Source organism: Alistipes sp. i18-0019-D1, assembly GCF_042852885.1.
Lineage (GTDB): Bacteria > Bacteroidota > Bacteroidia > Bacteroidales > Rikenellaceae > Alistipes.
On the sequence record NZ_AP031424.1, the window covers coordinates 1,366,441 to 1,393,137 of the forward strand.

Here is a 26,697-nt window from a genome sequence, read left to right on the forward strand (position 1 = left end):
TCTGAAAGTATAGTGCGGAATGATTCCGGCAGGTTGCGGATTTTTTTTCGTGTAAATGATATTATTATAAAACCCGTTGGTTGAATTAAAAAGTTAGTAAAATGACAAATGAAAGGTTGTGCATATTTCTGGTTTTTAGTAACTTAATAGCATCCAAACTATTGAGTTCAAACCGTCGTATGCACAACTTCATCGAAAAATTCACAAAAATCAACGACATCTGCAAGAAATTTGCAGGAAATCGTGTAAATGAACATGGCAATGTATCTCGCCGTGGAGTTATTCCCACCTTTTCTGATTTGGAAGTTATAGCTCTTTCTCTTACAGCCGAAGCATTCGGTTATGACAGCGAGAACAACCTCTTTAAGAGATTGGCTGAATCTCCCGAACATATCCCTAACCTTATATCCAGAAGACAGTTCAACGTCCGTCGCAAACTCACGGCTTGTCTTGCAGAAGACATCCGCAGGGATATTGCCAAGAGCATAGACGGTGGGGAAAATGTCTTTGTGATAGACTCCAAGCCTGTCAAAGTATGCCAGCTGGCACGAGCCAAGCGTTGCGTTATGGGAAATGATAATCCGCAAAGCGCACCTTCCAAAGGCTTTTGCGCCTCCCAACAAATGTATTACTATGGGTATAAGCTCCACGCTATCTGTGGAATAAGTGGTGTTATTCACTCTTATGATATAACGGCTGCAAATGTTCATGATATACATTATCTGGATGATGCAAAGTGGGATTATCACGACTGTCTTATGCTTGGAGATAAGGGGTATTTAAGTGCTGAGGTGCAACAAGACCTTTTCGAAACGGCTCATATCAAGCTTGAAGTCCCGTATCGCTTGAACCAAAAGAATTGGAGAAATCCTTCGTGGGCTTACAGGCGTTTCAGGAAGCGAATCGAAACCGTTTTCTCTCAACTTAACTACCAATTCATGATGGTACGCAATTATGCAAAGCAGACAGGCGGACTGTTTACACGTACTGCCGCAAAAATCGCTGCTATGACCGTGCTGCAATACATCAACTTCTGTAACCATCGTAAAATTGGTCTTGTTAAAGATGCTTTATTTTAATTCAACCAACGGGTATTATAAAAAATATTTGTATTTTTGTAATTGGAAATGGTTCCGGGCGGTTCGCCGCCACGGATGAAAAGGGAATCCGGTGAGAATCCGGGACAGTACCCGTTGCTGTAAGTCCCCTCAAGGTTGCCGCAACCTGCCACTGGTGTAATGCTGGGAAGGCGCGACGACTGGGACGAGTCAGAAGACCTGCCATGACCGGAAAAGGATTTACACCCGCGGGAGAAAATCGGGTTGCGATCAGATACGGAATGCCGTAGGAGTCATTCTCATATTTGAAGACAAACATAATCCCGTTCGTGTAAACCTGCGCGAACGGGATTTTTTGTGTTTGTTAAAAATATGTTTTATTAAAAAACAAGTAAGCTATGAAAAGAAATTTACGCTTTCTGGCGGGAGCTTTCCTGTTGACGGCAACCGCCCTGTTCACCGGCTGTAATTCAGACGATGACTTTTTGATGAATCCTCAAACTGATTCAGTAACTCCCGAAACCCGAGCCAACTTTAATGATGATGGCACTACAACCATTACATTCGATGACTTCGATGAAACATTCATGGCGGTTTCGCCTAAAGCAGAGAACTACTACACGCTTTATGGATATACTGCAGAGAACCAAATCAGGGAAATATACGATCCCGATTTTGTGTTTGTCTCCGACATGAATACTGTAACCAATTCTTATGGAGCGTATACTGAATTTTCCAGTGGTGCCATTGCGTTGTCGAAATACAATTATCGTTCTGATTCTGCTGCCGGCAAGACTTCTGGAACTAATTGGTGGTATACTTGGGAGAATCAATGTAGTGTCTATAATACAGCATCCACAGATGGGGCCAATACAGGGGCAGGTCACAGCGGTTCCAATTTTGCTGTTGTATACGGCTACTCTGATTTCGGAAATACGGAGTGGATGGCCAAACCTGAATTCTATTTTGACTCCCCTCGCAAATTCAAGGGTTTATGGTATTGTAACACAGCATATACCTATGGTGTGATTATAAATGGTAATCAGTTCGGAACATCGGGTGTTGCAACACCGTTGAGTAATCTGAAAGATTCTGACGGCAACAATATAGGATATTTCCAAGTCAACATCGAATGTTATGACGTAGATGGAAATTTGATCACCACTGTATCGAAATTGTTGGCCGACTACCGATATGATAAACCAACAGTGTCCCCCGTAACTACATGGACATATTGGGATATTAATGTAGCGGATGTGCAAAGTGTAAAATTCAATTTTGAAGGATCTGATGTCGATCCTATATATGGACTCAATACTCCGGCGTATCTTTGTATAGACGACGTTACAATAGAATAACAATTTAATATAGTTTGACATAGAACTGATTTCAGTTCTATACCTTTTTTATTATGAAGGCTTTCATATTTAGTATTCTTGTACTTTTGTTTTTTATTACAAGCTGTAATAAGAACGATGTAATTACTGAAGAAATAAAACAAGCTCCTATAATTGAACTCGATAGTGAGACTGGCATTTACACTATCAAAGTTGGGCGTGAACTGACAATTGCCCCGACATATAAATATGCGAATAATGCACTTTATGCATGGACAGTAGATGGAAAACTTCTTTCATCTGAATCAATATTGAAGTATACATGGAATCAGGAACAACATCTATATATCAAATTGCGAGTTGATACACCAGAGGGTTATGCGGAAGAAGAGTTAAAAGTAGAAGTATTGGAGTTAACTCCACCTACAATTTCAATCATAATCCCCTCTAAAGGATTAAAAGTGCCTCAAAACACGGATTATATTTTATCTCCAGATATTCAACATGACGATCTTGAAAATTTTAGAATTGAATGGGTACGCGATGGAGAAATCGTCGGAACAGAAAAAGCATATACGTTTCACGAAAAAGAACTCGGTACATATTCGATAACAATCCGGGCATCCAATATAGACGGAGAAACAATCCGTGATTTCGACGTAGAAGTTGTGGAAACAATGCCTTATTCCGTACGGTTTCCGACACCATCCTATACACAAACTTCTACGGATCGTTATACTTTTGCAGGGCGTCCTGTATATTTGCGGCCTTTGCTGGAATATTTCGATTATCCACAGTATCAATGGCAGGTCAATGGAAAAATTATGGAAGCCGCTACCGACAGGGTTTTTAAATTCACGCCGACGACTCCTGGAGAATATTTCGTTGCTGTTACTGTTACAGAAAAAATGCCCAACACACAGCCACTTTCACGTAACATAACACGTAGTAATACTTCAATTACAACGACAGTTAAGGTTATTTGTGAAGAAAAAACGGAACAAGAACGCTATCGGCAAGCGACAGCGACAAGTTCAGGTATTTGGGATAAGGTTTATGAATTCATTCCTGCTCCCGGACAGTTTATTAATGAGTTATCCCAAAATACCGGATTTATAGGAAATGAAACGACGCCCCAACAAGCCATAGAGTATGCAACGAAACGATTGAACAAAAAAGCGCATGTTTCACTGGGATCTTTCGGTGGTTATATCATCATCGGTTTTGACCATAGTATTGCTCCGAGTGGCCGAGAATACGATTTTGCAATACAAGGAAATGCTTTTAACAGTTCGAGCGGTGGCTCAAATGAGCCGGGCATTGTTTGGGTAATGCAAGATATAAATGGCAATGGCCAGCCAGACGATGAATGGTATGAATTAAAAGGATCTGAAACCGGCATCGATGGTACAATACAAGACTACGAAGTAACTTACTATAGACCTGCACCCAGAGCACATACTCCGTGGGTAGATAGTGAAGGTAATTCAGGTTCTGTCGATATGAATGCATACCATGGCCAAGAATATTATTATCCCAATTGGATTAAAGAAGATAGCTATACATTATATGGGACGCGTCTGACTCCTCGCAACAATCAAGATCCCGTTACAGGATATTGGGCGAATAACGCTTATGAGTGGGGGTATGTGGATAATATGGGTTCAGATAATCTGGTAGGAGGAAATGTCATTGATGGTAGCGGTCAGCGCAACGGATTCAAAATAGCCAATGCAATATATCATGACGGGACTCCAGTAAAATTGCAATATATAGACTTTATCAAAGTTCAGTGTGGAGTATTATCGAAAAGTGGTTGGCTTGGAGAGATATCCACAGAAGTATTTTCATTTGAAGACTTATCAATAACTAATAATCAATAATATGAGACAGTTTTGGCTTTTACTATTCATTGCCCCATTTCTTTTTTTATCATGTTCAGAAGATAATCAGACTCCAGAAAGTCCTGCTGATGCCGATGACAATTTTATCACATCAGTCGTGATGACTGTGGCAAGTCAATCCTATACAGCGGAAATAATTGACAATATAATTACCATAACAGTTCCATATACTGTTTCGTTAAATAATGCTCAAGTCGAATTCAAATACACATCCTCGGCAACAATTATTCCCGATCCGGCAAGCATTACTGACTGGGATACGGAACGAACGTTTCGTGTAACCTCTTACAATGGAGAAGCGAATGATTATACATATAAAGTCATTAAAGACGAGATTCGCTATGAAGGGGATGTGGAATTGAAGACAACAGCGGATGTTACGGCTTTCATTGATACGGACGTAACGGTTATCAAAGGTGATTTGATTATCGGGTCGGATGCTGAGGATGCAGAAGAATTGTCGGATATCGCCGCATTAAAAATATTGAAGGAAGTCGAAGGAAACATCATCATTCGGAAAAGTTATGTTGGACAAGATCTTACGGGACTTGATAATATCACTTCAATTGGAGGTTTGCAAATAGGAACTGAAACTGCCTTTGCGACCAACAGTAAATTGCAGATGGTCAGTATGAGATCTTTGCAGCATATTACTGGCGACATCGTTGTCTGCAACAATCAAGTAGCATATGTGCAATTCGACAACCTTGAAACGATTGATGGAAATATAATATTCAGGACTTCATCTCTACAAAGTTTTGAATTCCCTAAATTAACCACTGTCGTAAAGGATTTTGATCTCCAGTGTCTGACAAGTGACGGAGAACCAGGAGGAGAAATCACATCTTTGAGAATTCCTGAATTGACAAAAGTAAACGGTCGCTTAGGGGTTAATAATTTAGGCAAAATGATTTCTTTGGAATTTCCGAAATTACAAGAAGTTGGAAGTGTGGATTTTGCTTCTATACCGATTCCGTTGGAGACCCTTTCATTGCCGGAATTATCGGTAGTAAACGGCGACCTTAATCTCGTTTCCAGTTATATTGCGTCCGATGCTTTTACATCTACGGGAAATAATAAATTACAAGAAATAGATGGACTGTCTAACTTGTCGATTGTTAAAGGCACATTGACAATATCTAAATTCCAAGTCTTGAAAAAATTGCCGGATTGGAGTAAATTAGAACAACTCGGAGGACTGACCTTGCTGCGTTTATTGGAGTGTTCTGATCGAATTTTAGATTTGAGCAAAGTAAATTTTGTACCTTTTGAGGATAACGAACCTTTAATTTCTATTACAGACGGGACTATATTCTCAAAAATTATCACAAAAGAGGATATGTCGCAAGTTAGCATGTTTCTAGCTCCGAGCGGTATTACCGGTTCAAGTGTTGGAATAGATCCAGAATTGAATTTTAAGAGTATTAAGAATTTTAAGTATTCTAGCAATATGACAACAGATCCTGTATTCCAATTTGAACGAGTTTACGGGAATATGGAAATTATAAGAGGTTCAAAAAAAGGCGTTTCAGCCCCTAACTTGGTAAGTGTAGATGGATATTTAAGCATCGAAACTACAATGGCAAACAATATCTCGTTCCCGAAATTGGAAATTGTCGGAGGTCAGTTATGTATTATCGGTAATCTGAACGCTGTTTCTAACTATGATTATGATTTTACGAATTTAAAGTCAGTCGGTTGTTCAAGCAATCCTCAATATATCAAAGAAGGGGTGATTAATAATATTTTATATGGTTCTTTAGATTTTATGGCATCAAATAAAGATTTTACATTTCCGTCATTGGAACATGTCGGGGGTGTTGGTATGACTGTTCGTACCGTAAAAACTATTTCATGCCCCAAATTGCAGGCCATTGATGGAACACTTTGTGCTGCAAATGCAGCATCGCTTACGACTTTCAATATGCCAACTTTAACAAAACTCTCAGGAGTTCGATTTATCCGGTTGACACGGTTTGTTGATTATACGTTCTTCAAATCTTTTGTAGAAGAAGAGCAAATCAAGAAAGAAGACTGGCTTGTAACCAATTGCGGTTATAACCCCACCTACGAGGATATGCAAGCCGGTCGCTATACCCAGCAGTAACACCCATTATTTTACAAGGGAACAGGGTACTGGCCGAAAGACCGGTACTCTTTCCCGTTTATAACAAGCCAATGAAACATCTGATACGACATATCATTCTTCTATGCGGGTTGCCGCTGTTGCTGGCGGGCTGCATGGAGTGGGACTACGGAGATGCGGTGGAAGATTTCAACGCTACCGGAGCCGGGTTGTTCATCACCAACGAGGGCAACTTCCAGTACGGCAATGCCACGTTGTCGTACTACGACCCCGAAACCCAACAGGTGCAGAATGAAGTGTTCTTCCGTGCCAACGGCATGAAGCTGGGCGACGTGGCGCAATCGATGTGCATCCACGACAATAAGGGCTGGGTCGTGGTGAACAATTCCCACGTGATTTTCGCCATCGACCTCAATACGTTCAAAGAGGTGGGCCGTATCACGAACCTGACTTCGCCGCGCTATATCCATTTCCTCAGCGACGAGAAAGCCTATGTCACCCAATTGTGGGACAACCGCATCTTCATCATCAACCCCAAGAAATATGAAATCACCGGTTACATCCAGGTGCCGGACATGACGATGGAAAGCGGCTCCACGGAGCAGATGGTGCAGTATGGCAAATATGTCTATTGCAACTGCTGGTCGTACCAAAACCGCATCATCAAGATCGATACCGAAACGGATCAGGTGGTAGAAGAACTGAAAGTCGGCATCCAGCCCACCTCGCTGGTAATGGACAAGAACCACAAGATGTGGACGATCACCGACGGTGGGTACGAGGGTTCGCCCTACGGCTACGAAGCCCCGTCTCTCTACCGCATCGATGCCGAGACGTTCACCGTAGAGAAGCAGTTCAAGTTCAAGATGGGCGACTGGCCTTCGGAGGTGCAGCTCAACGGTACGGGCGACAAGCTCTACTGGATCAACAAGGACATATGGTCGATGGACGTGGATGCGGAACGTGTTCCCGTGCGCCCGTTCCTCGAATACAGCGGTACGATTTATTACGGCCTGACCGTCGACCCCGTGCGTGGCGATGTCTACGTGGCCGATGCCATCGACTACCAGCAGCAGGGCATTGTCTACCGCTACTCGTCCGAAGGTGAACTGATCGATGAATTCTATGTCGGGATAATCCCCGGCGCATTTTGTTGGAAGTGATGGGCAGGATACGACACCTATACCATCTCATCTTCGTTACCAAAGGACGCAAGATGACGATTCCGACAACGGGAAAAGGATTGATGCTCGAGCGGATGACACGGATTTTTACAGGGAAAGGTTGCCGCGTACATGCCGCCAATGCCTTTCTCAACCACGTGCATGTACTTGTCGAGATTCCGAATTCCGGGGATTTCAGCAAGATCGTGAACAAGGTGAAAGGCGCCACGGGAACGGTATACCAGAAAACCCCGGAATATGCCGACTTCTCCGGTTGGGCTGCCGGATTCGACTCGTTCAGCGTGTCGTTCAGCGACCTTCACCGGCTCAGACGGCACATCGAGGAGCAGCATACAATCCATCAGGAGATCTCGTTCGAGGAAGAATACGGACAACTGCTTGAAGAGAATGGGTTCGACCCGCATCAAACGTCCGTGCCGGCATCCTCCACGGTACATTTTTCCGCGAATACCCACCCTAAAAACGGAATCAAATGATTTATACGAAATACATACTTTTCTCGCTACTGCTCGTCTGTCCGTCCGTATTGTCCGCGCAGGGAATCACACGACGCATCCACCAGATAGACGAGGTCACGGTGTGGGGCAAACGCCCGATGAAAGAAATCGGCGTGCAGAAGACGAAGTTCGACTCGCTCGCACTGAAAGAGAACATTGCCTTATCGATGGCCGACATTCTGACGTTCAATTCGTCCGTGTTCGTCAAGAGTTACGGACGCGCCACGCTCTCCACCGTTGCTTTCCGCGGCACGTCGCCCAGCCACACGCAGGTGACGTGGAACGGCATGCGCATCAACAATCCCATGCTGGGTATGACCGACTTTTCCACCATACCGTCCTACTTCATAGATCAGGCCTCGCTGCTTCATGGCACGTCGTCGGTGAATGAAACGGGCGGCGGACTCGGCGGACTTGTCAAACTCGGTACTACGCCGCAGGTCGGCGAGGGCTTCCATGCCCAATACGTGCAGGGCATCGGGTCGTTCCGCACGTTCGACGAGTTCGCCCGCTTCACCTACGGCAGCGACCGATGGCAGGTCTCGACCCGCGCGGTCTATTCGTCGTCGCCCAACGATTACAAGTACACCAACCACGACAAGAAGATAAATATCTACGACGAGGAGAAGAACATCATCGGACAGTATCATCCCAAGGAACGCAACCGATCGGGTTCGTTCAAGGACCTGCACCTGTTGCAGGAGGTATATTACAACACCCTGAAAGGCGACCGTTTCGGGTTGAACGCATGGTATATCAACTCCAACCGGGAACTGCCGATGCTCACGACCGATTACGGCGATGAGACCGCCTTCGAGAACCGCCAGCGGGAGCAGACGTTTCGTGGTGTCCTGTCATGGGACCATATCAAAGAGAAATGGAAAGTCGGCGTGAAAGGCGGTTATATCCATACGTGGATGGCCTACGACTACCGTCGTGAGGTGGCGCCGGACAACTGGGCCTCCATGACCCGTTCGCGGAGCAAGATAAACACGTTCTACGGACAGGCGGAAGCGGAATACTCGCCCGGCAGGAAATGGTTCTTCACCTCGAACGTATCCGTGTACCAGCATCTCGTGCGCAGCGAAGACAAGAACATCATCCTTCAGGATGGCAACAAAGCCGTCGTCGGATATGACAAGGGGCGTGTCGAGCTCTCCGGTTCTGTATCGGCCAAATGGCAGCCTGTCGAGCCGTTGGGCTTGTCGCTGGTCTTGCGCGAGGAGATGTCGGGCGACAAATGGGCTCCGCTCATCCCGGCATTCTTCATCGACGGACTGATTTCGCGCAAAGGGAACGTGATGGTGAAAGCCTCCGTATCGCGCAACTATCGTTTTCCGACTTTGAACGACCTCTACTTTCTGCCGGGCGGCAACCCCGACCTTAAAAACGAACACGGCTTCAGCTATGACGCCGGAGTGAGTTTCGATGTCGGCAAAAAGGGGGTATATAAACTGGGCGGCAGCGCAAGCTGGTTCGACTCCTACATCGACGACTGGATCATCTGGCTGCCGACGACCAAGGGGTTCTTCTCGCCGCGCAACGTGAAGAAAGTCCATGCCTACGGTGTCGAAGTGAAGGCCAACCTTGCCGTGCAGCCGGCAAAGGACTGGCTGATAGACCTGAACGGTTCCTATTCGTGGACCCCCTCCATCAACGAGGGCGAAAAGATGTCGCCCGCCGACCAGTCGGTGGGAAAACAACTGCCTTACGTGCCGGAGCACTCCGCCTCGCTGACAGGACGGCTGTCATGGCGGACGTGGGCGTTCCTCTACAAGTGGGCTTACTACTCGGAACGTTTCACCATGTCGAGCAACGATTACACGCTGACAGGCCACCTGCCCCGGTATTTCATGAGCAATATCTCACTGGAGAAAATGCTGTCGTTCAAACCGCTGGATGTACAGTTGAAACTTGCCGTCAATAACCTGTTCAACGAGGACTATCTCTCGGTGCTGTCGCGTCCTATGCCCGGCATCAACTTCGAGTTCTTCATCGGCATCACCCCGAAATTCGGGAAAAGCAGAAAATAATGTAAACGTAAATAAGGTAATGATATGAAAGTATTAAAGAATTTGAGCCTGATGGTGCTGCTTGCGCTGGCATTTGCAGGCTGTCGTGGCAAGAGTTCCCAACTTGCCGATTTCAACAAACAGCTTTACGCTCCCGAATATGCCTCGGGATTCAAGATTGAAAGAGCAGACGGCAGACAGAGCGTGCTGGTTTCCGTCATGAATCCGTGGCAGGGCGCGGATAGCGTCACCACCCGGTTGTTCATCTCCCGTAACGGGGAACCCGTTCCCGAGGGTTTCGACGGGCAGGTCCTCGAAGGGGATGCGCAGCGCATCGTGGCGATGTCCTCGACCCATATCGCCATGCTCGACGCCATCGGCGAGACGGCACGTGTGGTCGGCGTTTCGGGACTCGACTATATCTCCAATCCCGACATTCAGGCACGCCGCGACAGCATCGGCGACGTGGGTTACGAGGGAAATATCAATTATGAACTTCTGTTGTCGCTCGACCCTGACCTTGTGCTGCTTTTCGGCGTGAACGGGGCCAGTGCGATGGAGAGCAAACTCAAGGAGCTCGGCATCCCGTTCATGTATGTCGGCGATTATCTCGAAGAATCTCCGCTGGGCAAAGCCGAATGGCTGGTGGCGCTTTCGGAGGTCGTCGGGAAACGCGCGAAGGGCGAAAAGGTATTCGCGGATATTCCGATCCGATACAATGCGCTGAAACAGAAAGTGTCCGGTGCCGTTCTCGATGCCCCGTCGGTCATGCTCAATACGCCCTACGGCGATTCGTGGTTCATGCCCTCGACGGAAAACTATGCCGTGCGGCTGATTACCGACGCCGGAGGCGACTACATCTACAAGAAGAACACGGGCAACTCTTCGACGCCTATCGACTTGGAGGAGGCATACCTGCTCGCTTCGGAGGCCGATATGTGGCTGAACGTCGGCATGGCGAACACACTCGACGAACTGAAAGCCGCCTGCCCGAAGTTCGCCGATACCCGCTGCGTCCGAAACGGCTATGTCTATAACAACAACGCCCGCACCAATGCCGCCGGAGGCAACGACTACTACGAATCGGCCGTCGTGAATCCCGACCTTCTTCTGCGCGACCTCGTGAAGATATTCCACCCCGAGTTGGTCGAAGAAGATTTCGTATACTACAAACAACTGAAATAGATGCGTTCACGCCCCGTCATCCTGTTCACCGCGTTGTCCGTGCTTACGGTCGGCCTCTTCCTGTTGGATTTGGCTGTGGGCGCGGTTCGCATTCCCGTCGGCGACGTATGGGCGGCCCTGACGGGCGGCGACTGCCCGCGGACTACGGCGAAAATCGTACTGAACATACGGCTGATAAAGGCGGTTGTGGCTCTGCTGGCCGGGGCGGCGCTATCGGTCAGCGGCTTGCAGATGCAGACATTGTTCCGCAATCCGCTGGCCGGCCCCTACGTGCTGGGCATCAGCTCGGGTGCAAGCCTCGGCGTGGCGCTCGTGGTGCTGGCAGGCGTCGGCTCGTCGATAGGCATCGCCGGAGCGGCTTGGCTGGGTGCGGCCGTCGTGCTGCTCGTAATCGCTGCCGTCGGACACCGCATAAAGGACATTATGGTGATATTGATTTTGGGTATGATGTTCTCGTCAGGCGTGAGCGCTGTCGTGCAGATATTGCAATATCTGAGCAAAGAGGAGGCGTTAAAGGCGTTCGTCATCTGGACGATGGGGTCGCTCGGCGACGTGACGGTGCCGCAGCTCGCCATCCTCCTTCCGTCGGTCATCGTCGGGTTGCTGCTGGCCGTATGGACGATCAAACCGCTCAACCTCCTGCTCTTCGGCGAGGAATATGCCGTAACGATGGGACTGAATATCCGCCGTTCGCGCGGTCTGCTGTTTCTCTCGACGACGCTGCTGGCCGGCACGGTAACGGCTTTCTGCGGCCCGATCGGCTTCATCGGTCTTGCCATGCCTCACGTCGCGCGGATGCTCTTCCGCGAGGCCGACCACCGCGTGCTCCTGCCGGGAACCCTTCTCTCGGGGGCGGCGGTATTGCTTCTTTGCGATATCGTTTCCAAAATGTTCACTTTGCCCGTAAATGCCATTACCGCACTGCTGGGAATCCCGATAGTCGTATGGGTGGTTTTACGCAATAAATCGATGACGGTATGATAGAACTGTGCGATTTTTCCATAGGCTACGCAGAGAAGAGGCTTCTCGATAAGGTCGATGCCTCTTTCAAAAGAGGACAGCTGACTGCCCTTATTGGCAGGAACGGCACGGGGAAATCTACACTTCTCCGTGCCATAGCCGGACTGAATCATAATTATTGCGGTAAAATCCTGCTCGACGGACATTGTATCGCAAACATGAGAACTCCGGAGAAGGCAAGGCAACTGGCATTTGTCACGACCGAGCGCACACGCATCGCCAACCTGCGGTGCGAGGATGTCGTGGCTATCGGCCGCGCCCCTTACACCAACTGGATCGGCCGCATGCAGCCTCAAGATAGGGAAATCGTCATGCGGTCGCTCTCTTCGGTCGGAATGGAGGCGTATGCCGGCCGCACGATGGATAAGATGTCGGACGGTGAATGCCAGCGCATTATGATAGCCCGTGCTCTGGCTCAGGAAACGCCCGTCATCCTGTTGGACGAGCCGACCTCGTTTCTTGACATGCCCAACCGTTACGAATTGTGTTCCCTGCTCGCACGGTTAGCGCATGCTGAGGGCAAATGCATTCTGTTCTCCACTCACGAACTGGATATAGCCCTCTCGCTGAGTGACAGAATAGCCCTTATCGATACGCCCGTCCTTCACTGTCTGCCGACCTCCGAAATGATCCGCAGCGGGCATATCGAGCGGCTGTTCAACAATGCCGCCGTACAATTCGACCCCGTGAGCGGGATCGTGAAATCCATGCCAAGAGACTGACTTTCCTGTCGGGAAACACGTCAGACGCAATGAGGGTGTCCCAAAAAGTATTTGGCACCCTCGTATTCGTTGTAAGACATGTCGTTTATTTCGATACCTCGCACATCAGCACGCCTTTCCCCGTCACATCGGCTTTCGAGACCGTGATGGATTTTCCCGTGTAGGTCTTCACGACGGAAGTCCCGGCAGAGTTCCACAGTTTCCATGTATAGGTATAAGCTGTCCCGCCCGTGTCGATTTCCTCACCGCCCCTGTATAACACGGCTTTGGCATCCACGTCATTGCCGTTGTTCTTGATGGTGAACCCCTTCTGGCTGACCAGATCAACCGTGATGGGGTCGGACATATCCGTGAAGGAGATGATGTCGCAGACGACCTTGTTCGCCGAGGCGTTGCCCGCCGAGGTGTCCGTATCCTTGATGGCGCACTTGAAGGTCTCGAAGTTGAGAACGGCATCTGCCGTAATCGTGATTTCGTTTGTCGTCCAGCCTGCCGTCACGCCCCGAGGATTGGTCGAGGTAAGGCATGCCCAGCCGGCACCCAGCATGGAGTTGTAGTAGGGACACGAAACGGCGGCTCCCGATGCGGCTGCGGCACTCAGTGCGGAGGTCAGCGTCACGACCTTCGTGGAGGCGTTGACTGCCGAAATGGTGTACTGTGCCGATCCTATGGTTATCCTGCCTCCCGCCTCCATGTTCATTACCGAAGCGACCGTTATGGTCGTGGCTCCGGCTGCCGCGGCAGCTGTCAGTGTCGTGCCCGCGAATACCGCCGAATCCTTGATGCCCCACGCGTAGGTGACGTTCGTCGTGTCGATAGAGGCTCCGCGCCACAGGTCGCAATGCGCCCTGAGCGTCGCCACCTCGTCGTTCTTGAATACGATGCCGTCGGGTGCATACGCCACGGCGGCGATCATCGCTCCGGCGTTCAGGTGCTGCGTGAACTGAATCTCCGCCCGGAACGGAATCTCCAGCCCGTTGGCGTCGATGTAAACCGCCTCGAAAGTATAACGCACTTGCGGAGCGGAAACGGTCATGTGGTTGGCTTTGACGGTAAGGGCATACTTGGCCGATGCCGCGCCGATGGTGCAGCTGTCCTGTCCGGAGACGATCGCCGTACCGTTCTTGTACCACTTGGCCGAGCCGCTCTTCACGCCTGCCGTAAGCGTCGCGGCATTGCCTACCGAGGTGATCTGGTCGGTCGCCGCCTGACCGCTGACGAAGAGCGAAGGGGTAAGTACCAGATAGGGAGAAGCCGCCCACGAAGGGGCATAGGCATTGTTGTCTCTGTTGTACACCTGTGTCAGGGGCTGCGAGGAGCCGATGAATGCCTGCAACGATACCGCGTCGTTCTGGTCGATGATGGTGACCTGCCCGCGGGCTACTTTTACTGCCATAATAGATTATCGGTTATTTGTTATTTCCACTTCGCAATCGAAAACGGCCTTGCGCCACACGTCCCCGCCGGTTATCTCTATCTCCCTGCCGTAACGCGGTGCGGCGTTCCATATCCTGTCACTCTCCGTATCGCGGCTCGTCCGTATCCAGCGGAAATTGCCGTCGGGAATGAGCGATGTAATCTCTTCACCGCCCCTGTACACCCTGGCACGGAGTACCGTCGAGACGATTCCGTTGCGGAATGTCGTGCCGTTTTCAGACTCCACATAAACAGTATAGGAGGGAGATCCGTCGTAAAGTTTGAAAAAGGTATGGGTCGCACTGATTTTTTCATTACGGTATGTTGCCGTGTAGCGGAGGGTCAGCACGTCGCGCCCTTCCCAGCCATGAAACGGGGGTGTCATTTCAAATACGGCGGCATTGCATCCGGCATCTTTCCATATGCCGTCAACGGCAAGGTATTCCCACTGCCGACTTTCCGGCTCGAAATTGTATTCGGTCGCCACAAGCGGGATATTCTCCGGCTCGCATGCGCCTGAAAGCTCGTCCTTGAAATGGAACGCCGTGCCGCCTGTCAGGGAGACGGAACGGGGCTTGAGCAGTTCCTGCGCCTCCTCATCGAGGTCTTCCCAGCGGATGGTCACATCGCGCAGTTCGATGGTATCCTTGCCCCACTTGAACCGTCCCGAGGCGAAATGGCCCGTCCCGTCCGGATGGATGACGAAAGAACCGTCCCGTGAAACGATCGAGCCGTCTTCGTTCAGCCGCAACAGGGGATTCTGTATGGTACCCCCGATACCTCCCTTATTGAACCAGGCACCGTAATCGTCCGTGTAGGACAAGGCTTCATCGGTCGCCTGATAGGGGGTCACGTTCCTTCCGGCCTCCAATTGAGGGGCGGACAACGACAGGGGGACGGAAGCGGCAATGCCGAGACACATGACGGGGGAATCTGACCCGCGTATGAGGAACGGGACATTATAACGGACCCATCCTTTACCGGCAGCCACCGTCCGATCACCGACAAGATGTTCATCCTGATAGAACCGGATGGCTGCCGTATCTTCCGCTTTTATCCAGACTGAGAAACAATAACAGACTCCTGTATGAGCCTCCCGCCAGGCGGCACTTTGCGCACCAAGAAGACTGTCTCCGGCTATCCGTACACACCGCCCGAGTCCGGCGGGAGATGTTTCATCCAGCTCTTCCGAATGGCTGAACCGGCAGGACAGGCTGTCGGGTATGACATTCTTGTGGATTTTGCCCACATAAAACGTGCTTGAAAAACCGTTCTCGTCTCCCGCGGTAAGCGTGCCGGCTATATTGACATTGCGTGTGGCATAGAGATTCTGGAAATAGGCCCCGTAACCATCCAACATGCCGAAGACCGGATCGATGATGCCGCTGACCTTTCCCACACGGGCCTTGCTCGCCTCGCTGAAAGCGGATACGGAGGCAAGACGAACAATGTTCAGGTCGGCGACCTCGCACCAGTCCCCCTCGGAGGCCAGGCTTGATGTCAGGTCAAGAAACAGGCTCCGGCTGTACTGTGCCGGGTAATCCACGGTGATGACCCATAACTTGTACTTCCATTCCCGGCCGATGGAGATTTCATCTTCCGCATCCGTCTTTTCACGGTTCGTATAGCCGAATCGGATCGGTACGGAACCTGATGTTTTGGAAGACCTGACCTTGAACGATACCAGCAGGCGCTCCGGGTATCCGACCGGTTCTTCCAATGTCAGCATCAGCCCGAAGGAAGCGTTTCCTGCCGGTTCCGCGTTGCGGATAATGCGGACAATGCGTGTCGCTTCCGAATCGGCATCCAGATATTCCGTTTGCAGCATGCTGCCATAAACGGCGTACCTGGACTTGTCCGGCACTCCCGCCATGCCTCCGTCCATGACGGGATAGCACAGGGAGCGTTCGGTCGCCATGCCGTCGATGACATCCATATAGGGTGAATCGCTGTCAGAAGCCGTCAGGTACAAGGCGCCGCTACGTGCCGTATCGAACAGGTTGGTAATCCGCACGAAGTCCAGCAGTTCACCGCCCTGCGGTTCGTCCCCGTCCAGCAATGCCCCGATGAAATAAGGGGCGTCCTTGTCTCCGACAAGCTCCGTTCCGGTTTCTGTCACGCACATCAGCGAATAGACGGTACGCTCCCGTTCGGCATATTGCCTGCGGATGATATCCCCGGCTTGCAGTCCCTGTGTCTTCTGCGAGTCGGGGGCAATACGGATCTTGTATGTCGGATAACGGAATACGGACATGGATTATGACAGTTTTTCCACGGTGTCTCCCGAACAGCTGTCGCTGATCCAGAAGGAACCGTTGGTTACCGAAGTCTTTTCGACCTCGAACTCATAGGCGCGGAACTTACGGCGGGCCACCACCTCGTCGAATGTGGCGGAGACGCCTCCTGTCGTCCGGTTCCGGCGGACAGCCCATCCGCTTCCGGAAAGGCCCGGGGAAAAGAACTCCGAAGAGAGCGACCCGGTAAAGACGCTGTTTCCGTAATGCCGGATACCGTCCTCCACCGCTTGCAGGCGTAACGCCTCTGTCAAGTATAGGATTCTGTCAGTAATCCGGGTGGGCGACGCATGGATTCCGATATGCCCGGCTGCTTCCAACGGAACAGCGACCGTAACGAAATCGGCATCGGTGCGGATATGGAACGATTCGCTGTGACGGTTCTGCGGGGCATAACAGCTCACGGACGGACGGTGTGAAAAATCCGTGCTGTGAGGGATAGCCGTCCTTACGTCCTCTTCCTCGTAGATTACCTCGGAAGAAAGCGATACGCGCTCCCTGTCGCCTGTGAACATAAATCCCTCTGCTGTGCCCATCCGCAAGCGCTTGTGGATAACGATACCTTCATCGGAAGTGTCTACCCGGTATGAGGAGAGCAGGTCGGCGCCGTAGTTGTGGCGGACAGTCAGCGAGCCCGGAAAACAAGCCTTTCCGTAAGGGGAAAGCATCAGACACTCGCCGTCCACGTCCGATATGCCGGAGAACAGGCGTATCTTCGGGGTATGGTCGCCGCCTAAAAGAAGGTCACCGCCGATACTCCCGAACTGTATCTTGTCCTTGTCGGTACAGAGCAGTACGGGAACATCTCCGATCCGGATGCCGAATCCGTCCAGGAACGAGAGGAACCCGCCGAGCGCGACATCCTCTTCCGAAAACGAAAGCAGACATTTCCCTTTGTCGCCCAGTTCCACGCCTTGCAAGGCTTTCAGTCCGCCATCCATGACCGTACTCCCTCGCACCGTCAGATTCCGTCTCACCATGCCGTCCCGCATCGTCCAATCCACCGTGTCCGTATTGGCGTTGCCACGATGATAGACATCCTGCCCGCCCACGGCCAGCCGTGTCGGGGAGATGGATATTCCTGTATCCTCGTCCCCGATAATCCATGCCCCTTTGGAATGTACCGTCGCATCCAGAAAGTCTATATGGGAAGCGTTGATTGTAGCGGTGGCCTTGTCCGCGTCGTAACGGAGCAACTGCCTGCCGCCGATATGCAGGCTGTCGCCCCCGACTTTCAGGTTGCCGGTAATCCTGATACCGTACTCGATGGCAGTTACCACACCTTCCGGATCGGTAATGTCCTGCGAATAGGTTTCCAGGATACGGGTGTTTCCAATGCCGGCTTCGAAACCGTAATTGGCACTGAGCTTGCCGGTCATGTCACCGCCCGATTTCTTCAGGTAATCCAACAGCAAGCCACCGCTTCCGGAACCGCCTTCTCCCGTAACGGCTCCGGCAATGGCGGATGCAAAACCGTAAGCGGTATTCTTCAGTCTCAGGCTGGTCTCGTCGCCTTCCTCGATGCCGTAAGGATGCTCGTCGTCCTTTTTCTGCTGGGCATTGAAAAAGTTATGGTACAGCTGTGCATAGATGGAATAGCACAGGCTCTCCTTGTCGAGGGTTTCTATATCGGGATGCAGTTGTACGCTCATTTGGTATAGCTGGTCTTGGAAAGAAATTTCTGGATACGTGATGTCAGCGAGATGAAGTTCGGCATATTGATCGGCGACATCGTGCCCATCAGTGTGGGAGTCATGATTTTCGAACATTCCGTCAGGAAGTCGAGCATCAGCCGGGCAAGCTCATTACCCAGAACCAGCGGCTCGGTGGCATTCTCGTCACCGAGCGTCACCTTGTTGTCGGCAACGGCAACGGTCGTGGAATTGACCTTTTGTACCACTTTATCTGCTGTCTGTCTGACTTCAGACTTGTCCACCGTATGCGTGATGCTTTCCGCATCGATAACGGTTGTCGCTTCCTTGTCCTTGTCATTCCTAACGGTTGTTGTGACGGCCGTCGGCGTATAGTGGGTGGAGGTCTCGTTACCGGTGGTTTCCAGTTCGTCGTAGTCCGGGGAAGAGTCGTTTTCCGGATCCAGTTCCTCCATTTCGGTCACGCCGATGACGGTTTCCGTGCGGGCATTGAGCCGCAGGATATCCACATGGGAGAAGTTAACCACATAGGCATAACGGGTGGCGGCATCCATGAAGATGGTCACGTCGGAAAAAAGTGCGGGGACGATCAGGAAGCCGCCTTCGCTGTTGGTGGCGGCCGAGAGCAACACGCCTTTATGGATAACAGGTTCGGCGGAGGCCGTCTCGTCCGGGTACTCGCCGACATCAATGGTACCGCCGTAGTCGGAAAACTCCTCGTCCGAGGGGTTGTCGTGTATCTTGGCGACATAGCCGTGTATCATGCGGGCCGTACCGATACCGGACATGCCTCCGGGAGCCAGATTGATACGCTCCATACTCCGTCCCAAGGCTATCTTGCGGATAGCCTCACGGATAAGCAACTGGTTGGATTTGTCTGAAGACATGAGTTTTTTGAAAGAATAGGAGGAGCATAGTTTATTGGTTGCCAATTATTTTGTACTTTTGCAAAGACAATGATATTACTTATGAAACAAGAAATTTTAGAATCCTATATTACATATATATTTGATTTCTTTCAAAAATCAAGATGCTTTAAAGCCGGGCAAGGTAACATGCTCAGAAATTTTAGATTTGCAGCTGAAAAGCAATTTACTCGTAATCAATTGGGTATATTGTATTTCCTGGTAAATACCCTCATTGATAATGGCTATCTCTACTTAAAAGATAGAGATTTTATAGCTCTTACGGAGAATGGTGCCGATGTTATAAATGGGGGAGAGTGTGTTATTCCTAAAATTTCCCTTGAGCGGACAATTTATGAAAAAGAGACCAGTAGATCAGATATATATGAACAGCTTTGGAATATTATCGGATCGAACAAAGAAAATGATTATGCGCCGCTGTATGTAGATGGACCATTGTTTTATAATACAATCAGGCCATATTTAACAACATTGTCGTTACCTCATACATATGGGGAATATATGGCAGAATTGCGGGAAAAGGAAGAATTTACATCAAGAATTAAATGGTATAGGACTTTATTTTTAGCTCTTGATGAGAATGATGTACAAAAATTCCTCAAAGATTTGTCTATCAAAATAAACAGGCTGCTGCTAATGAATACTCCAAAAGATGCGATACAAGAAGCTTTGAATCCTTGGGCAGATGTAGACATTCCTACAATCGATAATACGCCTCTGCCTGAAATTCTCAATAAAGTGGCGGAAGAACCAATTGTGAATAAAAACAAGCCGTTTGTGTTGATTTCGTATGCGTGGGAGGTAGAAGACAATGTCTTTATGAATTGGATTCAAACTTTCGCCAAAGATTTGCGAAGACGAGGGATTGATGCTCAAATAGACCAGTATCAACCTCATGGAACTGACTTGCCTAAATTTATGCTTGAAAGCATCCGTAAGGCAACTAAAGTTCTGTGCATTCTGACTCCAAAGTATAAAGAGAAAGCTGAATCCGGTAAAGGAGGTGCCGCTTATGAAGGGGGTATAATATCACATGAAATATATAACAATCAGGGAACCACTAAATTTATACCGGTTGTACGCAAAGGGTCTTTTGAAACTTCGACACCGGATTTCATTAGTGGAAGAAAAGGTTTTGATTGCTCTACTGACGATAAATACAATAGCGAACTTCCGAATATTATCAAGGTAATAAACGAAGAACCATTGATAGAAATTCCTCCTGTTGAATAACGGTAAATCTTATTTCCTAATTTTATACGGAATACTCAGTTGTTGCCTGTATCCACCCACCCCGAAAGTAGTCGTTACCTCTTCCACGAGGTATACGCCGTTCTTGGAAGGATTACGGTAGTCGATCAGTTCCACCTGTACGGCAGGAGACAGTCCGAAATCCCCGAATACTGTCACATTGCCGGTGATTCCGTTCAGATTGTAATTCCGAAAGTATTCCGTCGTCTCTTCTACAAGCCGGTCGGAATTGATTCCGACATGAGGTGACATATATGGTACGATGGTATATGTGGATAAATCCACCTTGGTCCTGGTCTTCGCTCCTGATGCCGTCGTGTTGCCCGTTACTTTGTGCGTCTTTTTTGAAATCTGCGTGGCATTGACCGTCTGAAACTCCTTGCTGCCCGGCGTCGCCGGGTCGTATTCAGGATTCATGCGTACTGTCACCTCAAAGAATTTTTCATCCGTCCCGAGTGCCTTGCCCGTCACCGCCAAAAACTTCGGATCGGTCTTGACCACTTTCAGGTTGCTCTGCGCCACATGCTCGTTGAAGTATATCCTGTACGGTCCTGTCGATTCATCCTCCGGGAATACCGGCTGAGCCTTGCTGGACGAATAAGGACGCCCGACGGCAATGGACGGTATGGCCCCGTCATCATCGGCATCGTATTTTAAAAAACAGTAGACCTTGTACTTCGACCATTCGGAAAGGATATCCGCTACCGTGAAGTTGTCCGTGACCTTTACCTTGCCGATATGTATCTCAAACCGCTTCGTATCCGAGTGTATCCTGAAGCCGGTATCTTTCAGGATATTATACTTGCCTTCCAGCACCTCGTTCACCGTCGTCCCTTTCGCCGGGGTCTCGAAATGAGGTGCCTGTTTCAGTTTGAGTTTGTAGGCCATATTCTCACACTGGATTTCCAGCGTGCTGTCCGAATTGTATCCGGTAATGTATCCGTCGAACATATTTTTCAGCACGCCGTTGTAGCCCAGCTTGATATTGATGCGCTGTCCGACCTTGAATGTCGTCTCGTCAACCAGACGCTGCGCGCTGCGTTTCTCGATGATGACACCGTCCTGCATCACCTCCGTCGTTATCCTCGACACGTCCTTGCCCTCCAATGTCACGTTCCCGATAATCGTGGAGCGGCATACCGACCCTTTCGGGAATATCACTTTGGCCGTTCCGATCAGCTTCTTGTAACTCTCGTTGATTTCGAGCGACTGGACTTCCGTAATCTCCACGCCGTTCTGTATCCTCATCGGATTGGATGGGTCGGCATCCCCGATGGTGATGCGACAGCAGAGGATATCCATTGCAGCTATACCCATAAACGTGTCAGTTTAAGCAACGAGGCGGGGTCGATGACCTCCGTACCGAATTTAACATACTTGATCCACTTGTTCGTGTGCTTGATGGCCGTGTCCACCTTTTCCTGTTCCGCCAGTTTCAGTTCCACGGCTTCCGATGGCTCCACGGCGACACAGTTCAGCGAATACGGCTGCACGTTCCGGCAATCCGTAGGCTGTAAGGTATAGCCCTGTATAATCAACCGTGAAATGTTGAACTGGCGCAATACCGTGTTGTCGCAATCGATGACACCCTTGTATTGTACCAGCCTGATAAACTTGGACACTTCCGCCTCGGGATACACGTCCGGGTATTTGGAGGTGATCTTGCCGTTGATGGTAATCTCGAGGTCACCCCCGGATATATATTCCTTGCGGGTATAGTCCCGCCCCTGTACCCGGGTCAGCAGGATATTGTTCCGGCTGCTGACCTGTACCTGCGGTCCCAGGTCCACGAATGTCACCAGTCCATACCGGCTGTTCGGCAAAACCTTGCACTCGCTGTTGTCATAATACTTCCCCTCCTCTGATATGGACAGTTCCAGAAAATCCGCCACTGTCCGGCCGACGATGGAATCGATATGGTTTTTCTTCTGCGCCACCGCCTGCTGTTCCCTGATGAGCTGGTAGTACTGTCCGGTCTTGTTCGCAAGGCTGGACTGCGACTGTGTCTGAAGATATTTGTCCCGCACCTGCTGTTCCCAGTATTTGAGGTATCGGGGATAGGAACGTAGCAACCCGTAAGCCGTCTGCGAGGCAACCTGTATGGCTGCCCGTTTGAGCAGGTCATGGTGCCTGGAGAAGTAATGTACCTGCCCGTCCTGCAATTCGGCAAGCCCCATGCCCAACGCCAGACGCGTGGCGTTGCTGATGTATCCGCCAAGCGAACCGTGGTTGAGTATGCCTCCGCTCAACAAAGTCGAGGCCGCGATTTGTATCAGTCTTCCCATAATCCTTTCATTTTATGCGTTCCAGGAGGCATCGAAGTCATGCACGACATCGATGAGCGCCTGTGCCAGTTGTTCTTTCAGGTTCTGTATCTCTTCCGTCTGCCCCTCCTTCGACTTCATCAGGTCGATGGTCCTGACACTGAGCAGGCTCTCTATGTTCACGATGACCTGTTTAGGTGCCGCCGAGGACAACCGCCCCGTGCCGGAATAGTTGCCGCCGGCCCCTCCGTCATCCAGATGCGTGTTGGTAATCGGGTTGGCAGCAAACGGACGTGTATCGTTGGAATCCGGTTCGTTGCCGTACTGGTCGGGAGTGAAGCCCGCCACGCGGAGGATGTTCTCGGCTGCCTCCGCCGAACCTCCGAAAGTCTGCCGGAGCGATGAAAAGAACTTCACGAGTGTCGTATGTGCCAGCTTGCGATGCGCGATGTTGTCTATACGCTGCGCATCGGTGGCGTTCTGCCCCAGTGCCCGCTGTTTCCATAGCCCGTTTTCGTCCTGCTCGAATCCCCAGGCCCTGAACTGGTCAAAGTCGAACCCTCCCTTACGCATCAGCTCATGCGCATTGGCGGCACTCGATATGGCATTCCGATAAGCGGTGGCGGCACGCACAATCTCCGGAACGGTCTGCGTGTTCATGTACCGGGCATAGTCGTATGTGCGGGCGGCAACCGCTTCCGACCTGTCCCCGATATCATTCACATAGACGGCCTTGCCATCCTGCATACGCCACAAAGACTTGTCGAGATCCTTCTCCTGTTGCCCGAAACGCTCCTTTACCGTCTTGAGGAAAGCGTCCACTTCCAATACCGTACCCATCTTCCCGAACTCGGCGTACGCGGCATCGATACGTGTCTGGCTGTCGCGTTTGGCAAGGGTGACAAGCGCATCCCTTATGTCATCCTGACGGGCTTTGTCCATGTTATACACATGGTCTCGCGATACCATCCCCTCAGATGAAGCGATGGCAAATTCCCCCAAGAACCCGGCCCACCAGTTGGATGTGAAGGCTCCGATTTTATGTCCCGAAGCCTCTTCGATACTTTTGCCGGCAACGACCTCGTCCACGGCACGCTTTGTCTTGACAGCCATGTTATAGGTCTCGCTCAGGGAGGAGTAAAGTGCCTCTATGGACGGATAACGGTACTTGCGGTTCGATTCGATCTCTTCCAGTACGGCATCCTTCGCCTCCTTTATCTTCCAGGTCTTGTAAGCCACCCATCCCAAAGTCCCGACCAATGCGGCTATACCTGCCGTGGCGGCAACCGCGCCTGTACTGATGGCACTCAACGAGGCGGCAGCACCGGTCAGTCCGCTGCCGGTAGCCACCTGTGTGGCAAACAGCGACTGCAGGACTCCTTTGGCTCCGATGACACCGCCCCCGGCCATCAAGGCGCGGTTCATCGCTCCCCGTCCCGCCACGCCTGCGGACTGCATGGCCGACACGATGGCCCGCTTCTGGGCAAACGAAACCTTACCGATACCACCCGCCCCCAGCAGCCCCTGCACGACACTGATTGATGTCGTGGCCGCAGACTGTTTGCCGATAAACCCCATGGCGATGCCGATATTCGTCAGGGCTCCCGCCACCTTGAACAGCCGGGTCGCGACAACGCCTGTAAAGACAAGCGGTTCTATCCAATGGAAATTGCGGGTCACCCATGCGCCGATATTGCCGATCACGGTGAAGATGTCCAACAAGGCATTCCCGATGGACACCAGGCCACGGGTAAATTCCGGAGCCTTGAACTTTGCCAGAAAAGTGCGGAGCACAGTGCGGATAGAGGGTTCCAACACCTCGTATGCCTGCATGAACCCTTCGGTCAGCTGGGAGGTCACCTGCGCCCACAATCCCTTGGTCGTATTCTGCTTTACCAATGCCAGTTCTGAGGAAACGCCCTGGGACCCCCGGTTATATGAAGTCAGTTCTCGTAGTTTGTCGTAGTTCTTCAGGAACATCATCGCCGCGTTACCGCCAATTTTCCCGAAGATTGCCTGGACATCCGCCATCGACGCGCCCTTCTTGTTCAATTCCTCGAAAATGTCCGCTATAGGACGGAGTTTCTCGACCTGCACCCCCTCGATGTCGCGCATTTCCGTGAACCGGATGCCCAGGCGGTCCAGAACTTCCTGTGCCTCCTTGGTAGGTTTGGCAAAACGTGTGGAAAGAGCACGCAACGAGGTTCCCGCCAGCGTTCCCTTCAGACCCATATTGCCCAAAAGACCGATGGCGGCACTGCTTTCCGTGAAGTCCACGCCCGCCATACGCAGGTAACCGGCAGCCATCTTGTATGACTCCGCCATCTCCACGATATTCACATTCGAGCGGGAAATGGTGGAGGAGATAATGTCCGCCACGCTGTCCATGCTGTCGTTATGGATATCATAACCGGCCATGATGTTCGTGGCCAGGTCGGCGATATACGACACGTCGTTGTCACCGATAAGTGCCAGGTTCGTGATCGGGCGGATGGACTTGTTGATTGTCTCGATATTCATGCCCGCCATCGACAGGTATTTGACGGCACCGGCAATCTCCACGGCTGTGTATTTCGTGTCGATGCCGATTTTACGGACATGACGGGCCATACTGTCAAAACGGGTCTCGAATGTCTTGAGGTCGCTGTCCGCCACACGGAGGATGGAATGTGCCGATTCCATGATGTTGGAATAGTCGATGGCCTTCGTCAGTTCCGAACGGATCAGGCTGTAACCCATATAGGCATTGAGCATCGAAGCGAACGGGAGGTTCCTGAGTGACGGCGCTTTCGAATACTGGATACGGTTGATGGCGGCACGGCGTTTACTGCGGTAGAGCGTACCGGCTGCAGTATGTTCCCGCTGCATGAGCCTGACGGACTGCATCGCATTGCGCTGTTCCTGCCGTCTTGCAGCCTGCTCGGCCTTTATACGTTCCGTTTCTGCCTTACGGCGTGCCTGTTCTGCCTGCCGGCGTATTTTCTCCGCAGCACGGGCGGCATTCTTGCACTCCCGTTCTTTAGCCCGCGCTTCATCGGCACGCCGCTTTTCCGCCGCGGCGGTTTCTGCCAGAGCCGCCTTACGGCGCTGGTCTGCGGTAAAGAGCTCCTCCGCGTGGACCAGTTTCTGGCGATGCAGCTGCTGTCCTGCATAAAGCCGTTCCATCAGTTTTTGCCGGGCCTTTTCGGGCATTACGAAGGCCTGCGGAGCATATGGCACCGGAACGGAAGGTGTGAGTCCTTCGGATGGTATGCCTCCCTGCATGTTGAAAGAAATGACAGAAGCACTTTTGATACGACCCAATAGGGAAAGTATCTGCTGCAACCTGTTTTCCGCCGTCCCGGTCTTGATTTGCAGTTCCCGGTCACGTTCCATGGAAACCAGGGCGGAGTTGATTTTCCCGATGGCTTTGGTAATGCGTTTCTGCGCGTCTGCCATCGTGCCAACGGACGAGGCGGCATTCTTTTCGATCTCCGCTTTGCGCATCTCGGCAGCCTTTTTCTCGTAAAGGCTTTTGGCGTTGGCCTTGATTTTCTTGCTGTCCAAAGCCTGACCGGCATTGATGGTCAGGCTGATGCCTTTGGAAAGCGTGGAAATATCCGTGAGTAACCCCTTGATACGTTCCAGCTTCTCTTCGCTTTTTTTCGTATCGATGGTCAGGCGGTAATCGAAATTACGTTTCTTGCCGTTCTTGGTGCGGAACACGCGGTCTATCTCGTCCATCATATTCTTGATGTTCGTGACGGCCGGAGTCAGGGACGCTTTCGCCTGTACCAGCTTGCCTACCGCCTCACCGAAGGCGATAACCTGCTTGGTGCCCTGAGAGGCATCCACGTTGATGGAGTAGTTGACCTGATAGTTCTGTTCCTGAGCCATGGTAATGGGTACT

Annotated in this window: 18 protein-coding genes and 1 riboswitch; of the genes, 11 read left to right on the top strand and 7 right to left on the bottom strand. The window is 50.9% G+C overall.

Going from position 1 to position 26,697, the window contains the following annotated elements; translation table 11 throughout:
• The first annotated feature begins 101 nt into the window (after positions 1–101).
• The 10 genes from ACGHP5_RS05615 (at position 102) to ACGHP5_RS05660 (ending at position 13,005) form a co-directional block, all read left to right on the top strand.
• Positions 102–1,079, top strand: coding sequence for an IS982 family transposase (locus tag ACGHP5_RS05615; RefSeq protein ID WP_370823324.1), 978 nt, complete (start codon positions 102–104; stop codon positions 1,077–1,079).
• A 32-nt stretch (positions 1,080–1,111) separates the two neighbouring features.
• Positions 1,112–1,300, top strand: a riboswitch (cobalamin riboswitch).
• Positions 1,301–1,456: 156 nt separating this feature from the next.
• Positions 1,457–2,416 carry a DUF4465 domain-containing protein gene (locus ACGHP5_RS05620; RefSeq protein WP_004293580.1) on the top strand — a complete coding sequence of 320 codons (960 nt, stop codon included), beginning with the start codon at positions 1,457–1,459 and terminating at the stop codon, positions 2,414–2,416.
• 53 nt (positions 2,417–2,469) lie between these two features.
• Positions 2,470–4,278, top strand: coding sequence for a PKD-like domain-containing protein (locus ACGHP5_RS05625; RefSeq protein ID WP_004293581.1), 1,809 nt, complete (start codon positions 2,470–2,472; stop codon positions 4,276–4,278).
• A 1-nt stretch (position 4,279) separates the two neighbouring features.
• Positions 4,280–6,406, top strand: a complete 2,127-nt coding sequence (locus ACGHP5_RS05630; protein ID WP_008142913.1) for a hypothetical protein — start codon at positions 4,280–4,282, stop codon at positions 6,404–6,406.
• Between the two features lie 71 nt (positions 6,407–6,477).
• Complete coding sequence (locus ACGHP5_RS05635; RefSeq protein WP_004293583.1) at positions 6,478–7,548, top strand: glutaminyl-peptide cyclotransferase; 1,071 nt, start codon at positions 6,478–6,480, stop codon at positions 7,546–7,548.
• Positions 7,548–8,045 (top strand): transposase, encoded by a 498-nt coding sequence (locus ACGHP5_RS05640; RefSeq protein WP_004303978.1) that lies wholly within the window; start codon positions 7,548–7,550, stop codon positions 8,043–8,045. Before ACGHP5_RS05635 ends, ACGHP5_RS05640 begins: the two co-directional genes overlap by 1 nt.
• Positions 8,042–10,099: a TonB-dependent receptor gene (locus ACGHP5_RS05645; protein WP_004293585.1), complete on the top strand. Its 2,058-nt coding sequence runs from the start codon at positions 8,042–8,044 to the stop codon at positions 10,097–10,099. Before ACGHP5_RS05640 ends, ACGHP5_RS05645 begins: the two co-directional genes overlap by 4 nt.
• A gap of 24 nt (positions 10,100–10,123) precedes the next feature.
• Complete coding sequence (locus ACGHP5_RS05650; RefSeq protein ID WP_004293586.1) at positions 10,124–11,263, top strand: ABC transporter substrate-binding protein; 1,140 nt, start codon at positions 10,124–10,126, stop codon at positions 11,261–11,263.
• Positions 11,264–12,244: an iron ABC transporter permease gene (locus ACGHP5_RS05655; RefSeq protein ID WP_004293587.1), complete on the top strand. Its 981-nt coding sequence runs from the start codon at positions 11,264–11,266 to the stop codon at positions 12,242–12,244.
• Positions 12,241–13,005 carry an ABC transporter ATP-binding protein gene (locus ACGHP5_RS05660; RefSeq protein ID WP_004293588.1) on the top strand — a complete coding sequence of 255 codons (765 nt, stop codon included), beginning with the start codon at positions 12,241–12,243 and terminating at the stop codon, positions 13,003–13,005. Before ACGHP5_RS05655 ends, ACGHP5_RS05660 begins: the two co-directional genes overlap by 4 nt.
• Before the next feature lie 85 nt (positions 13,006–13,090).
• Here the strand turns inward: ACGHP5_RS05660 and ACGHP5_RS05665 are convergent, their stop codons facing one another.
• The 4 genes from ACGHP5_RS05665 to ACGHP5_RS05680 are packed head-to-tail and all read right to left on the bottom strand — an operon-like array spanning position 13,091 to position 19,254.
• Positions 13,091–14,401, bottom strand: coding sequence for a hypothetical protein (locus tag ACGHP5_RS05665; protein ID WP_004293589.1), 1,311 nt, complete (start codon positions 14,399–14,401; stop codon positions 13,091–13,093).
• A gap of 6 nt (positions 14,402–14,407) precedes the next feature.
• Positions 14,408–16,675: a hypothetical protein gene (locus ACGHP5_RS05670; RefSeq protein WP_004293590.1), complete on the bottom strand. Its 2,268-nt coding sequence runs from the start codon at positions 16,673–16,675 to the stop codon at positions 14,408–14,410.
• Between the two features lie 3 nt (positions 16,676–16,678).
• Positions 16,679–18,367: a hypothetical protein gene (locus tag ACGHP5_RS05675; RefSeq protein ID WP_004293591.1), complete on the bottom strand. Its 1,689-nt coding sequence runs from the start codon at positions 18,365–18,367 to the stop codon at positions 16,679–16,681.
• Positions 18,364–19,254, bottom strand: coding sequence for a hypothetical protein (locus ACGHP5_RS05680; protein WP_004293592.1), 891 nt, complete (start codon positions 19,252–19,254; stop codon positions 18,364–18,366). The genes ACGHP5_RS05675 and ACGHP5_RS05680 overlap by 4 nt, the downstream gene beginning before the upstream one ends.
• An 81-nt stretch (positions 19,255–19,335) precedes the next feature.
• Here ACGHP5_RS05680 and ACGHP5_RS05685 point away from each other — a divergent pair, with 81 nt between their 5' ends.
• Positions 19,336–20,526, top strand: coding sequence for a toll/interleukin-1 receptor domain-containing protein (locus tag ACGHP5_RS05685; RefSeq protein ID WP_224200102.1), 1,191 nt, complete (start codon positions 19,336–19,338; stop codon positions 20,524–20,526).
• Positions 20,527–20,535: 9 nt separating this feature from the next.
• Here ACGHP5_RS05685 and ACGHP5_RS05690 read toward each other — a convergent pair whose 3' ends face one another.
• Genes ACGHP5_RS05690 through ACGHP5_RS05700 form a run of 3 tightly spaced genes read right to left on the bottom strand, consistent with a single transcriptional unit; the run spans position 20,536 to position 26,684 of the window.
• A complete protein-coding gene (locus ACGHP5_RS05690) occupies positions 20,536–21,861 on the bottom strand; it encodes a hypothetical protein (RefSeq protein WP_004293594.1) in 1,326 nt (441 codons plus the stop codon).
• Positions 21,852–22,829 carry a DUF6046 domain-containing protein gene (locus ACGHP5_RS05695; RefSeq protein ID WP_004293595.1) on the bottom strand — a complete coding sequence of 326 codons (978 nt, stop codon included), beginning with the start codon at positions 22,827–22,829 and terminating at the stop codon, positions 21,852–21,854. The genes ACGHP5_RS05690 and ACGHP5_RS05695 overlap by 10 nt, the downstream gene beginning before the upstream one ends.
• A gap of 12 nt (positions 22,830–22,841) precedes the next feature.
• Complete coding sequence (locus tag ACGHP5_RS05700; RefSeq protein WP_009316561.1) at positions 22,842–26,684, bottom strand: phage tail tape measure protein; 3,843 nt, start codon at positions 26,682–26,684, stop codon at positions 22,842–22,844.
• Between the last annotated feature and the right edge of the window lie 13 nt (positions 26,685–26,697).